This is a genomic window from Citrobacter sp. Ce119 (genome assembly GCF_030334525.1).
GTDB classification, from domain to species: domain Bacteria; phylum Pseudomonadota; class Gammaproteobacteria; order Enterobacterales; family Enterobacteriaceae; genus Citrobacter; species Citrobacter europaeus.
Genome location: NZ_JAOWDR010000051.1, coordinates 178,215 through 191,699, shown reverse-complemented (window position 1 = coordinate 191,699; position 13,485 = coordinate 178,215). Strand labels below are relative to the sequence as shown.

The 13,485-nt window shown below is 51.7% G+C and carries 13 protein-coding genes; 6 read left to right on the top strand and 7 right to left on the bottom strand.

Going from position 1 to position 13,485, the window contains the following annotated elements; all coding sequences use genetic code 11:
• Positions 1 to 30 precede the first annotated feature (30 nt).
• The 3 genes from OGV80_RS13505 to OGV80_RS13495 form a co-directional block, all read right to left on the bottom strand.
• On the bottom strand, positions 31 to 981 hold the full coding sequence (locus tag OGV80_RS13505; protein WP_003034057.1) for an ABC transporter substrate-binding protein: 951 nt from the start codon (positions 979 to 981) through the stop codon (positions 31 to 33).
• Between the two features lie 73 nt (positions 982 to 1,054).
• Positions 1,055 to 2,038, bottom strand: a complete 984-nt coding sequence (locus OGV80_RS13500) for an ABC transporter permease (protein ID WP_003034055.1) — start codon at positions 2,036 to 2,038, stop codon at positions 1,055 to 1,057.
• A gap of 3 nt (positions 2,039 to 2,041) precedes the next feature.
• Positions 2,042 to 3,541 carry a sugar ABC transporter ATP-binding protein gene (locus OGV80_RS13495; RefSeq protein WP_043017415.1) on the bottom strand — a complete coding sequence of 500 codons (1,500 nt, stop codon included), beginning with the start codon at positions 3,539 to 3,541 and terminating at the stop codon, positions 2,042 to 2,044.
• 464 nt (positions 3,542 to 4,005) lie between these two features.
• On the opposite strand from OGV80_RS13495, the gene fucI reads away from it, so the two are divergent.
• The 4 genes from fucI (at position 4,006) to fucR (ending at position 8,514) form a co-directional block, all read left to right on the top strand.
• Positions 4,006 to 5,781: an L-fucose isomerase gene (gene fucI / locus OGV80_RS13490; RefSeq protein WP_286515113.1), complete on the top strand. Its 1,776-nt coding sequence runs from the start codon at positions 4,006 to 4,008 to the stop codon at positions 5,779 to 5,781.
• Between the two features lie 104 nt (positions 5,782 to 5,885).
• The gene (gene fucK / locus OGV80_RS13485; protein ID WP_286515112.1) at positions 5,886 to 7,304 is read left to right on the top strand and encodes an L-fuculokinase; all 1,419 of its coding nucleotides are present in this window, start codon (positions 5,886 to 5,888) and stop codon (positions 7,302 to 7,304) included.
• A gap of 1 nt (position 7,305) precedes the next feature.
• The gene (gene fucU, locus OGV80_RS13480; protein ID WP_043017418.1) at positions 7,306 to 7,728 is read left to right on the top strand and encodes an L-fucose mutarotase; all 423 of its coding nucleotides are present in this window, start codon (positions 7,306 to 7,308) and stop codon (positions 7,726 to 7,728) included.
• Positions 7,729 to 7,785: 57 nt separating this feature from the next.
• Positions 7,786 to 8,514 carry an L-fucose operon activator gene (gene fucR / locus OGV80_RS13475; RefSeq protein ID WP_087051235.1) on the top strand — a complete coding sequence of 243 codons (729 nt, stop codon included), beginning with the start codon at positions 7,786 to 7,788 and terminating at the stop codon, positions 8,512 to 8,514.
• A 35-nt stretch (positions 8,515 to 8,549) separates the two neighbouring features.
• Here the strand turns inward: fucR and rlmM are convergent, their stop codons facing one another.
• The 4 genes from rlmM to OGV80_RS13455 all read right to left on the bottom strand — a co-directional run bounded on the left by rlmM (position 8,550) and on the right by OGV80_RS13455 (position 11,565).
• A complete protein-coding gene (gene rlmM, locus OGV80_RS13470; protein ID WP_286515109.1) occupies positions 8,550 to 9,650 on the bottom strand; it encodes a 23S rRNA (cytidine(2498)-2'-O)-methyltransferase RlmM in 1,101 nt (366 codons plus the stop codon).
• Positions 9,643 to 10,038, bottom strand: a complete 396-nt coding sequence (locus OGV80_RS13465; RefSeq protein ID WP_005130969.1) for a DUF423 domain-containing protein — start codon at positions 10,036 to 10,038, stop codon at positions 9,643 to 9,645. Before OGV80_RS13465 ends, rlmM begins: the two co-directional genes overlap by 8 nt.
• Before the next feature lie 18 nt (positions 10,039 to 10,056).
• Positions 10,057 to 10,974, bottom strand: coding sequence for a glycine cleavage system transcriptional regulator GcvA (gene gcvA, locus OGV80_RS13460; RefSeq protein WP_043017421.1), 918 nt, complete (start codon positions 10,972 to 10,974; stop codon positions 10,057 to 10,059).
• A 363-nt stretch (positions 10,975 to 11,337) separates the two neighbouring features.
• Positions 11,338 to 11,565: a YgdI/YgdR family lipoprotein gene (locus tag OGV80_RS13455; RefSeq protein ID WP_016154261.1), complete on the bottom strand. Its 228-nt coding sequence runs from the start codon at positions 11,563 to 11,565 to the stop codon at positions 11,338 to 11,340.
• A gap of 192 nt (positions 11,566 to 11,757) precedes the next feature.
• On the opposite strand from OGV80_RS13455, the gene csdA reads away from it, so the two are divergent.
• Both csdA and csdE read left to right on the top strand, forming a co-directional pair.
• Positions 11,758 to 12,963: a cysteine desulfurase CsdA gene (gene csdA, locus OGV80_RS13450; RefSeq protein ID WP_172862371.1), complete on the top strand. Its 1,206-nt coding sequence runs from the start codon at positions 11,758 to 11,760 to the stop codon at positions 12,961 to 12,963.
• Positions 12,963 to 13,409 (top strand): cysteine desulfurase sulfur acceptor subunit CsdE, encoded by a 447-nt coding sequence (gene csdE, locus OGV80_RS13445; protein WP_043017423.1) that lies wholly within the window; start codon positions 12,963 to 12,965, stop codon positions 13,407 to 13,409. The genes csdA and csdE overlap by 1 nt, the downstream gene beginning before the upstream one ends.
• The last annotated feature ends 76 nt before the right edge of the window (positions 13,410 to 13,485 follow it).

The window sequence follows — 13,485 nt, the reverse complement described above, 5'->3', positions numbered from 1 at the left end:
TGATGGGGCGAGCACCTCGCCCCAACGGTCTTATTTTTTACCGAATGGGTGTAACAGCTTGTCAATTTCTGGCGTATCAATATTCTTCGCGCTGACAAATTTCACCGGAATATCAATTTCTTTCGGTACAGACTGACCCGATACCGCAGCATTCAGCGTCTTAATACCCTGGTAGCCAATCTGATAAGCGTCCTGCACCACAAATCCCTGAATCACTCCGGACTTCAGGAAAGCAATGATTGCCTCGGTGCTATCAAAACCAATCACCTTCACTTTGCCTTTCAGATTTTGGCTATCAATAGCGTTTGCTACGCCAAGCGTTGAGCCTTCATTCGTACCATAAATTCCTGCGATATCCGGGTTGGCCTGGATCATATCGATGGTTTTATCCATCGCTTTTTGCGGATCGCCATCGCTGTACTGGACCGGTAGCACCTGAATATCCGGATATTTCTCCTTCATACGGGCAATAAACCCTTCCGAACGTTCAATCGCTGAAGAAGTCCCTGCTACGTGCGCAATAATGCCCACTTTCCCTTTGCTGCCCACTTCCGCTGCCAGCGCGTCTGCGGCTTCAGCACCGGCTTTTCGGTTATTCGTAGCGACAAAGCTCACCGGAATATCGGAATTCACGCCGGAGTCAAACGTCACAACTTTAATGCCGCGTGAATTTGCGGTCTCAACTAATGGCGCCAGCGCATTGGCATCTAACGCGGCCAGTAATAGCCCATTCGGTTTTTGCGCCATCGCGTTTTCAACTAACTGAATCTGCTCGGCAATCTGAGTTTCATCCGCCGGGCCAACATAGCTGGTTTTATCACCCAACTCTTTTGCTGCCGCTTCCGTCCCCATTTTTACGGTTTGCCAGAATTCATGCTGGAAACCTTTACTGACCACCGGAAGGTTCATATCTTTAGCCAATACGCTGGATGTCATACAGGCCAGCAGGGATAACGCATAGACAAAATTCCTGGTTCTCATTGTTTTACTCCGTTCTGAGTGAGTCACCCTAAACGTCAGGGTTATGATGCCCCGTGACTTCCGGGAGCGTAAATCAACGAATTTTTTTGCGTAATGTGTCGAGATAAACCGCGGCAATGACCACCACGCCCATGGCTACCATTTGCCAGAACTGGGAAACGCCCATCAGGTTCAGGCCATTCTTCAGCACGCTCATAATGAATGCGCCGATGATCGTGCCGCCGATGGTGCCAATTCCGCCCATCAGGCTCGTACCGCCAATAACAACCGCCGCGATGGCTTCCAGCTCATATCCCACGCCGACCGTTGGCTGACCAGAGTTCAAACGAGAGGCCAGAATCACCCCGGCAATCCCGGTCAGCAGACCACAAAAGGCGTAGACGAAAATTTTGACGCGCTGAACTTTAATACCGGAAAGATGTGCGGCCACCTCATTGCTACCCACGGCGTAAACATAGCGACCAATCACCGTTTTCTTCAGGATGTAGGCGGCGATTAACGCCACCACTACCAGGTAAAAAACGGGATAAGGCAGCACATCGAACAAACGTCCCTGGGCCAGCATTTTGAAGGTGGGGTAATCGGCGAAATAAATCGCACGACCATCCGTCATCACCATATTGATGCCTCTGACGGACATCATCAGGCCCAGCGTGGCGATAAAAGGCGGGATAGTCATTTTGGTGACCAGCAGGCCGTTGATATAGCCGCATAATCCCCCGGCCAGCACCCCCGCCAGAATACATACGGGCAGAGGCAGTCCCAGCGTGGCGCTGATACCGACCGCAACACCAGAAAAGGCCACGACCGAGCCAAGAGAAAGGTCGATTCCTGAAGTGATAATGACGAAGGTAACGCCAATCGCCATGATGCCAATCACCGACGTTTGCAGGGCAATTGTCATAATGTTTTCAGTGTTAAAGAAAAATGGCGAACCGAAGCTAAAAAATATTACTAAAATAATCAGACTCAAAAGCGGCGCAAGGCGCATTAAAAGTTCTTTATTAATTTTTATTTTCTTATTATTGCTGTCTGAAGAGGTTACAGAGATAGTCATAAATTAGTCCTCTAACGTCGCATATTGCATGATTTTTTCTTGTGTGGCGTCATCAGAAGCTAACTCCCCGGTAATACGTCCATTACGCATCACTAAAATGCGATCGCACATACCCAGCACTTCCGGTAATTCAGAGGAAATCATGATAATTGACTTCCCTTTTGCCACCAGTCGATTCATTAATTCATAAATTTCAAGTTTGGCACCCACATCAATACCGCGAGTTGGTTCGTCAAAGATGAGAATATCGGTATCTTTACATACCCATCTGGCAATAATAATTTTCTGCTGATTACCGCCACTTAAATTCAGTGCTGCCTGCTCTAAATGTGGTGTTTTAATACGTAGGGCCTTAACCTGTTCCTCGCTGGTTTTCTGACAACGTTTGCTGTCCACATTGCCATAACGGTCGGAATACTCAGGATAATTGCCCAACATGATATTGCGCTCAACGGACAGCCCTAATGCCAGCCCCTCTTTTTTTCTGTCCTCGGTTAAATAGCTGATGCCCTGTTTGATAGCATCAGGAATATCTTTAATTACCGTAACTTTGCCGTTTAGCTTGAGAGTTCCGCCATCAATGGGATCCGCACCAAAAATCGCCCGCGCCAGCTCAGTACGCCCTGCGCCCATCAAGCCGGCAAAGCCCAAAATTTCGCCCTGATACAGGGTGAAATCAATGTTGTTCAGTACGCCATTGCGCGTCAGACCGCTGACTTCCAACACCGGCTTACGTTGAGCCAAAGGTCCACGACGAGGATAGATATTGCCGAGGTCACGCCCAACCATCATGGCAATCAGATCGCTAATTTTAACCGCATCATAATCTACGGTGGCAATAAACTGACCATCCCTCATCACCGTCGCGCGGTCGGCTATCAGCGCCAGTTCCTCCAGCCTGTGCGAGATATAAACAATGCCTGTTCCCTGTTCCTTCAACAAACGGGTCACCTGAAATAAGCTGTCGATTTCCGTTTCCGTCAGTGCCGCCGTCGGTTCATCCATAATAAGGATCTTGGCATTCACCGATATCGCTTTAGCAATCTCAACCATTTGTTGTTGTGCGACGGTCAGATCGGCCACCAGCGTTTCTGGGGAGATATTCAGGTTTAATTTTTGCAAAATATCGATAGCAGCCTGTCGCTGCTGTTTTTCATCCAGACGCCAGCGATTATTTTTGCAAAACTCCCTGCCAATAAATATATTTTCTTCTACTGTGAGTTCAGGGAATAGATTGAATTCCTGGTGAATAATAGTGATACCTGCGCTTTGTGCGCTCAGTGGGTTTGCAAAAGTAACAGGTTGCCCTTCGAAAATAATATCTCCTTCATCAGGCTGATAAACACCGGATAAAATCTTCATCAACGTAGACTTTCCTGCGCCATTCTCACCCAGCAGCGCATGAACCTCGCCTTTGCGTAAAGCAAAATCCACATTACTCAACGCTAATACGCCGGGAAAACGTTTCGTAATATGACTCATCTGTAAAAATGTTTCAGACATTGCTGCTTTCCTCAATATACAGAAACTGCAATCAGTGAATCAGGCGAAAAAACGTTGCCAGGAAGCCATCGTCACCGTTAATGCGAATACTACCTATACGTTCATATGCGTTTTATCAATCATGCTAACTCGAGTTAGCGAATTGCCTTTTAAAGCTATTTTAGCTACTCAAATTAGCCAAATCATTTGGTTTAAAACTGTGACGCTGAACAGACAATTTATTGCAAATAATTAATTTAAAAGAACTTATCTAAAAATATCCGTCCTGGTTTATTTGACGCAGATCGAATTTTAACCACTTCTCGTGAAGCCTCTCACAGTTCCACAACAAAAAAGTTGTGCAAAAAACTCTCTGATACCTAAGCTAACTCGAGTTAGCAAAAATGGGTTATTCGGCCAACTGCGACGGTGGTGTTCAAAATCCGCTTTTGCAGCACGGCATAAAGTGAGATGAGGAACCTCGAATGAAAAAAAATAGCTTGCCGAAAATTGGCATTCGTCCGGTGATTGATGGGCGCCGTATGGGTGTTCGCGAATCGCTCGAAGAGCAAACCATGAATATGGCTAAAGCCACCGCTGCGCTGATCGCTGAGAAACTTCGTCACGCCTGCGGCGCGCAAATTGAATGTGTGATCGCCGATACCTGCATTGCCGGGATGGCTGAATCTGCCGCCTGCGAAGAAAAATTCAGCAGCCTGAATGTGGGCGTGACAATCACTGTTACCCCATGCTGGTGCTACGGTAGCGAAACAATCGATATGGATCCGATGCGCCCGAAAGCTATCTGGGGCTTCAACGGTACCGAGCGTCCGGGGGCCGTTTATCTGGCCGCTGCACTGGCTGCGCATAATCAAAAAGGACTTCCCGCCTTCTCTATTTATGGCCATGACGTACAGGATGCCGGCGACACCACGATCCCTGCCGATGTGGAAGAAAAATTGCTGCGTTTTGCCCGCGCGGGCTTAGCAGTTGCCAGTATGAAGGGCAAAAGCTATCTGTCCGTAGGCGGCGTTTCAATGGGCATTGCCGGCTCAATTGTCGATCATAACTTCTTTGAATCCTGGCTGGGAATGAAGGTTCAACCCGTTGATATGACTGAACTGCGTCGTCGCATCGACCAAAAAATCTATGATGAAGCTGAGCTGGAAATGGCGCTGGCCTGGGCGGACAAAAACTTCCGCTACGGCGAGGATCAGAATGCGCAGCAATATAAGCGTAACGCAGAGCAAAGCCGGGCTGTGCTGAAAGAAAGTCTGCTGATGGCCATGTGCATTCGCGACATGATGCAGGGTAACCAGAAGCTGGCCGACAAAGGTCGGGTTGAAGAGTCGCTGGGGTACAACGCGATTGCCGCAGGCTTCCAGGGCCAGCGTCACTGGACCGATCAATATCCGAATGGTGATACCGCCGAAGCCCTGCTCAACAGCTCCTTTGACTGGAATGGCATACGCGAACCGTTTGTTGTCGCCACCGAAAACGACAGCCTGAACGGCGTGGCGATGCTGTTTGGTCATCAACTCACCGGCACGGCGCAGGTCTTTGCCGATGTGCGCACCTACTGGTCGCCAGAGGCGGTTGAACGCGTCACGGGGAAACCACTGACCGGCCTTGCTGAGCACGGCATTATTCACCTGATTAACTCCGGCTCGGCAGCACTGGACGGCTCCTGCAAACAGCGCGACGGCGCAGGGAAACCGACTATGAAGCCGCACTGGGAGATCGCGCAGAAAGAGGTCGATGATTGCCTGGCGGCAACCGAATGGTGTCCAGCTATTCACGAATACTTCCGCGGCGGCGGCTACTCCTCTCGCTTCCTGACCGAGGGTGGCGTGCCGTTCACCATGACTCGCATCAACATTATCAAAGGCCTGGGGCCGGTGCTGCAAATCGTGGAAGGCTGGAGCGTGGAATTACCGAAAGATATGCATGACCAGCTCGATGCGCGTACCAACTCTACCTGGCCGACCACCTGGTTTGCCCCGCGCTTAACCGGTAAAGGCCCGTTCAGCGATGTCTATTCAGTAATGGCAAACTGGGGCGCAAACCACGGTGTGCTGACGATTGGTCACGTGGGCGCGGACTTTATCACTCTGGCCGCCATGCTGCGTATCCCGGTTTGCATGCACAACGTGGAAGACGAGAAAATTTACCGTCCTTCAGCCTGGGCAGCCCACGGAATGGATACGGAAGGCCAGGATTATCGCGCCTGCCAGAACTACGGCCCGCTGTATAAGCGTTAATGCGACTCCGCCCGGTGGCGCAAGCTTACCGGGCCTACAGGAGCACAACGTGTAGGCCGGATAAGGCGTTTACGCCGCCATCCGGCAACGTCTCGGGAGCGATTATGAAACAAGACGTTATTCTGGTCCTCGATTGCGGCGCGACCAACGTGCGGGCAATCGCCGTTGACCGACAGGGAAAGATTGTCGCCCGCGCAGCGACCCCGAATGCCAGCGACACCGCAACAGAAAATAGTAGCTGGCATCAATGGTCGCTGGAGGCCATTCTGCAACGCTTCGCCGACTGCTGTCAGCGACTCAAAACGCAGCTGGCCGCCTGCCATATCCGCGGGATCGCCGTCACCACCTTCGGCGTAGACGGCGCGTTGGTTGATAAAACCGGCAAGCAACTGTATCCGGTAATCAGTTGGAAATGCCCACGCACCGCAGCGGTAATGGAAACTATCCACCGCTATATGTCGCCGCAGCAGTTGCAGGAAATCTCCGGCGTCGGCGCGTTTAGCTTTAATACGCTGTATAAACTGGTGTGGCTCAAAGAAAACCATCCGCAATTACTGGAACAGGCGCATGCCTGGCTATTTATCTCATCGCTTATCAACCACCGATTAACCGGCGAGTTCACTACCGATATCTCCATGGCGGGCACCAGCCAGATGCTGGATATCCGCCAGCGCGATTTTAGTCATGACATTTTGCAAGCAACAGGTATACCGCGTCGTCTGTTCCCACGCCTGGTAGAAGCTGGCGAACAGATTGGGATTCTGCAGCCAGAGGCCGCCAGCCAGCTCGGGCTTGCGGCGGGTATTCCGGTCATTTCTGCCGGACACGACACGCAGTTTGCGCTATTTGGCGCAGGGGCGCAGCCCGATGAACCGGTGCTCTCTTCCGGCACATGGGAGATTCTGATGGTGCGCAGTTCACAGGTAGATACCTCCCAGCTCAGCCATTATGCGGGTTCCACCTGTGAACTGGATAGCCAGGCAGGACTGAAAAACCCCGGCATGCAGTGGCTGGCTTCCGGTGTACTCGAGTGGGTACGTAAGCTGCTGTGGACTGCCGACACCCCCTGGCAGACGCTGATTGATGAAGCTTTGGCTATTCCCGCAGGTGCCGAAGGGGTGAAGATGCACTGCGACTTGTTGGCCTGTCAGGATGCGGGCTGGCGAGGGGTTACGCTCAATACCACCCGCGGGCACTTTTATCGCGCCGCGCTGGAAGCGCTCACAGAACAGTTGCAGCGAAATCTGCACACGCTGGAAACAATCGGTCATTTTCAGGCCACGGAACTGCTATTGGTTGGCGGAGGAAGCCGCAACGCATTGTGGAATCAGATCAAAGCGAATGTACTCGGGATCCCTGTCAAAGTGCTGGATGATGCCGAAACCACCGTGGCCGGGGCCGCGATGTTTGCCTGGTCAGGCATCGGGGAATTTACCTCTCCCGAACAGGCACGCGCGCAGGTGTGCTACCAATACCGTTACTTCTATCCGCAAACCGAATCCGAACTGACAGGAGTCGTGTAACATGCTCAAAACGATATCTCCCTTAATTTCCCCAGATCTACTGAAGGTGCTGGCTGAAATGGGACACGGTGATGAGATTATCTTTTCCGATGCCCACTTCCCGGCCCACAGCATGGGACCGCAGGTCATTCGCGCAGATGGTCTACTGGTCAGCGATCTGCTGCAGGCGATTATTCCACTGTTTGAACTGGACAGCTACGCCCCACCACTGGTGATGATGGCCGCTGTTGAAGGCGACACCCTCGATCCTGATGTCGAGTCACGTTATCGTCAGGCGCTTTCACTACAAACCCCCTGCCCGGATATCACACGTATTGACCGCTATGCCTTCTATGACCGCGCGCAACAGGCGTTTGCGATCGTTATCACAGGAGAGCGGGCAAAGTACGGGAATATTCTATTAAAAAAAGGGGTAACGCCGTAATCTCTGGTCTGAATGCCCGTCAGCTACGGGCATTCATCAAAAGATAAGGATCAGAACATGAAAGCGGCGCGCCAGCAGGCAATTGTAGATCTACTTACTCACCACAAAAGTCTGACAACCGAAGCCCTTTCTTTGCAGCTTAACGTCAGCAGAGAGACCATCCGCCGCGATCTCAGTGAGTTACAAGCCCAGGGAAAAGTGTTGCGTAATCACGGGCGGGCCAAAGTGATTCACCGGGAAGATCAGGACAGCGGCGACCCGTTTCATATGCGGCTCAAAAGCCATTATGCCCACAAAGCACATATTGCCCGCGAAGCGCTGGCATGGATCGAAGAAGGTATGGTGATAGCCTTAGACGCCAGCTCAACCTGCTGGTATCTGGCGCGACAGTTACCGGACATCAACATTCACGTTTTTACCAACAGCCAGCCCATCTGCCAGGAATTGGCTAAACGTGAACACATTCAGCTTATCAGCTCCGGCGGTCGCCTCGAGCGTAAATACGGATGCTATGTTAACCCCTCGCTTATCTCGCAGCTCAAACCACTCGACATCGACCTGTTTATTTTTTCCTGCGAAGGGATCGACCGCGACGGCGCGCTCTGGGACTCAAATGCGACCAACGCCGACTTCAAGTCCATCTTGCTTAAGCGTGCAGCGCAATCATTATTGCTGATTGATAAAAGCAAATTTAATCGTTCGGGGGAGGCACGGATTGGGCATCTGGATGATGTGACGCATATTGTTTCGGATACGCCGCTGATTGAAACAATTCAGGCCGAATAAGGCGGTTATGCCTTGATCCGGCCTTCAATTTTATCTTATCGCTCGTCGCGACGACCGCCGACGGCAGCCCACAGGCGACGTACATGCACGGTCACTTCTTCACGGTCATGATACAGCTGACGCGCCTGAATCTGGGCATTTACGCCATGCTCGTCAAGCTGCGACTGAATGTAAGCCAGATTTTGCGACACTTCTTCGTAGCGTTTTTTCATCGGCAGCTTGAGGTTGAAGATAGTCTCACGACACCAGCCGTTGACCAGCCACTGCGCCATCAGGGCGGCAACCTTCGCGGGCTTCTCCACCATGTCGCAAACCATCCACGAAATATTGTTACGATTCGGGCGATACTTAAATCCGTCTTCGCGCAGCCATGTAACCTGTCCGGTATCCATCAGGCTTTGCGCCATCGGACCATTATCCACGGAATAAACCCACATGTTGCGTTTAACCAGTTGATAGGTCCAACCGCCGGGGCATGCGCCTAAATCCACCGCATACATTCCGTTAGCCAGACGCTCATCCCATTCATCAGCTGGGATAAACACGTGCAGCGCTTCTTCCAGCTTCAGCGTTGAACGGCTTGGCGCATCGGCCGGGAACTTCAGACGTGGAATACCCATGTAGAACGGGGAGTTATTGTCAGGCCAGGAATAGCCTGTATAGCAACAGCCAGGAGCGATAAAGAAAACGTGAACCACTGGACGTTTTGGCGTTTCATACTTTGCCAGCACGCCAGCTTCACGCAGCGCCGCGCGCAGCGGTACGGTAAATTTACGGCAAAATTTGACCAGCTCTTTGCTTTCATTGGTGTCAGCAACTTCGACACGCAGATCGCCGCCTTTTTCCACCACGCCCTGCAACATGCCGACAATTGGCGTAATACGGTCTTCCGGCGGTAAATATTGCAGCAGCTCGCCTACCACAAACATCTGGCGAGCAAAAATCAGCGAGCTAAACGGCAACTCTTTCACTAGCTTTTCGGCATCGTCCTGCTGATAGCATTCGAAGATGACGTAACCCGCATTGTCTTTCACGCGGGCAAAACCGAAGATTTCCCGGCGTCCTGCTTTATCCGTAATTTCTGCGGCGCACTCTTTTTCAAAACCCGGGCGACACAACAATACTACCTTATTCATGGCTAACGCCCTTACGTTTCAATCTAATAGCGCCCACTAACATCAGCGCCCAGCCCACAAGGAAGCTGAAACCACCAACGGGGGTAACAAACGCCCACAGGCGTAAATGAGAGAGCGCGAGGCAATAGAGGCTGCCGCTAAACAGCACCGTTCCCAATGCCAGAAACACGCTACTCCAGTAAAACCAAATGCTAATACGTCGCTGCATGGCGACGGCCAGACCAAAGATAGCCAACGTATGAAACGCCTGATACTCAAGGCCAGTCTGGATCCACCCCATCTCAACGACACCGAGGGTTTTACTCAGAACATGTGCCCCAAAGGCGCCCAACGCCACAAAGATAAAGCCACTTATGGCGGCAAAAATCAGCATAAAACGGCTGGTCATGTGAATACCCTACGTAAATTATTGTTCATAACGAAAGCGGAATTTTTCTTGTTCCGTGGCCGCTTTCGCCAGAATCCACTGACGGAAGGCGGCTATTTTACCCAGTTCTGCCTGACTGTCATGACAAACCAGATAAAATGCGTTTTTGCTGACCAGAACATCGTTAAACGGACAAACCAGACGTCCGGCTTCAATTTCGGATTGCGCCATGACGTTATTCGCCAGCGCAACCCCCTGTCCATGGATAGCAGCCTGTAGCACCATGGCGCTATGGCTGAAGATAGGTCCCTGCTGTACGTTGATATGATTCAGGCCAAGCTGACGCGTATAGGCTTGCCAGTCACGACGCGACGCATCGTGCAATAATGTGTGCTTAGCCAGGTCATCAGGCGCCTTCAGCGGTTTATCACCGGTCAATAATAGCGGCGAGCAGACCGGCAATAAATATTCAGCGTACAATTTTTCAACGCGCAGACCCGGCCAGTTGCCGCGTCCGTAGAAAATCGCCACATCAACATCGTCAGCCAGTTTGTCTTCCTGACGGTCCACCGCCTGGATCCTGACATCGATTCCCGGATAAGCTGAGTTAAAGCTAGAGAGTCTGGGCACCAGCCACTGGATCGCAAAACTGGGCAATAAACTAACGGTGAGCGCACCTTTTGCGCTGCGAGCCTGAAGCTTACGCGTCGCGTCGGTTAATTGCGAAAAAATCTCTTTGATGTCGAGGAAGTAACTTTGGCCTTCTTCCGTTAACAGCAAAGATCGATTGCGTCGACGAAACAGCTTTAGCCCCAGGAAATCCTCAAGAGACTTGATTTGATGACTTACTGCGGCCTGCGTCACAAAAAGCTCTTCTGCTGCGCGAGTAAAGCTCAAATGACGCGCTGCAGCATCAAAAACACGCAACGCATTTAAGGGTGGTAATCGTTTTGACATGACTTTTAGGCTTTGATGTTAAATGAATTTAACAATTACCTAACAGGCTGTAACCTATTAGTTTTTTTTATCTGAGCCATTATAAATTGTCCGTTGAGGTTCTACCAGCAAATACCTATAGTGGCGGCACTTCCTGAAGCCGGAACGAAAAGTTTTATCGGAATGCGTGTTCTGGTGGGCTTTTGGCTTACGGTTGTGATGTTGTGTTGTTGTGTTTGCAATTGGTCTGCGATTCAGACCATGGTAGCAAGGCTACCCTTTTTCACTTCCTGTACATTTACCCTGTCTGTCCATAGTGATTAATGTAGCACCGCCAACTTGCGGTGCTTTTTTTTGTCCGACTCTTTGTCGATGGACGACCGGTTAGTTATCCAGTTCTACCATCTCTTTCACATCGGTACGGTTAATCTGCTGTTTGTTGCCGTTAGCGTCTTTATACGAAATCATCCCCGTTTCATTATCAGTCTGTGGCTTACCATCAGACACGATTGATCGACCATCGTTGGTGTGCATCACGTAATTCGAACCGGAACAGGCGCTCAGGGCAAAAGTCAGCATACAAGCAGAGATAATTGCGGCAGTCTTTTTCATCTTCTTCTCCTTAAAGCGATTTATGCTATTAAAAATACACTCCGTAACAGGCAAAATTGCTCGCCTAACGCTAATTAGCATAAGACACTGCGCGGACTTTGCCAGGATATCCAGAGTATTCCGATGGTTAGCACAACTCTTGTATCAGCGCCATTTTTGCGCCACGATCGGTTTACTGAACTGAGGAATACCATGAACGCTTTTAACCCCGCGCAGTTTCGCGCCCAATTTCCCGCACTCAACGATGCTGGCGTCTATCTCGACAGCGCTGCTACGGCGCTGAAGCCGCAGGCGGTGATTGAAGCTACCCACCAGTTTTATAGCCTGAGCGCCGGGAACGTCCATCGCAGCCAGTTTGCCGAAGCACAACGCCTGACCACACGCTATGAAGCCGCGCGGGGAAAAGTCGCAAGTCTGATTAATGCGCCGGATGACAAAACAATCGTCTGGACCCGCGGCACGACCGAGGCGATTAATATGGTTGCCCAAAGCTATGCGCGACCGCGCTTACAACCGGGCGATGAGATTATCGTTAGCGTGGCAGAACATCACGCCAACCTCGTGCCCTGGCTGATGGTGGCGGAGCAAACGGGAGCTAAGGTAGTCCGGCTGCCGCTCAATGCCCATTTATTGCCAGATGTTGAAAACCTCGCGCAACTCATTACTCCCCGCAGCCGCATTCTGGCGCTCGGGCAGATGTCGAACGTCACCGGCGGTTGCCCGGATCTGGCCCGCGCCATCACGCTCGCCCATGCGGCTGACATGGTGGTGATGGTTGATGGCGCCCAGGGTATTGTCCATTTCCCTGCTGACGTACAGCAGTTAGATATTGATTTCTATGCATTCTCGGGCCACAAACTGTATGGCCCGACCGGCATTGGCGTGCTGTACGGTAAACCTGAACTGCTGGAAGCGATGTCTCCCTGGCTCGGCGGCGGCAAGATGATTAGTGAAGTCAGTTTTGATGGTTTCACCACCCAGGCAGCGCCATGGAAGCTGGAGGCCGGTACGCCTAACGTTGCTGGCGTTATCGGGCTGAGCGCGGCGCTCGAATGGCTGGCGGACGTCGACGTTGCGCAGGCCGAAAACTGGAGCCGGGGTCTGGCGACGCTGGCAGAGGATGCGCTGGCAAAACGCCCTGGCTTTCGTTCCTTCCGCTGCCAGGATTCCAGTCTGCTAGCCTTTGATTTCGCTGGCGTTCATCACAGCGACATGGTCACTCTGCTGGCCGAATATGGCATTGCGCTACGCGCAGGGCAACATTGTGCGCAACCGCTGCTGGCAGAACTGGGCGTATCCGGGACGCTACGCGCCTCATTTGCACCTTATAATACCCAAAGTGATGTGGATGCGCTGGTCACAGCCGTGGACCGCGCGCTGGAAATATTGGTGGATTAATGACAAGCCCTCTGTTCGCCGGACACCCGTTTGGCACAACCGTAACCGAAGAGACGTTACGCAATACCTTTATCCCGCTCACTCAGTGGGAAGATAAATATCGCCAGCTGATTCTGCTGGGTAAGCAGTTGCCGGCGCTTCCGGATACGCTAAAAGCACAGGCCAAAGAAATTGCGGGCTGCGAAAACCGCGTCTGGTTGGGACATACCCTTCATGAGAATGGCACTCTGCATTTCTTCGGCGACAGCGAAGGTCGCATAGTACGCGGGCTGTTGGCGGTATTACTCACGGCGGTCGAAGGTAAAACCGCAGCCGAGTTACTGGCGCACTCGCCCATGGCATTATTTGACGAACTGGGTTTACGCGCGCAGCTTAGCGCCTCGCGTAGCCAGGGGCTGCATGCTCTTAACGAAGCTATTCTTGAGGCTGCTCAGAAAGCCGAATGACGGCGCTGATGTGTCTTATCCGGCCTACAACACCGCACGAACCGTAGGTCGGATAAGCACAGCGCTATCCGACACT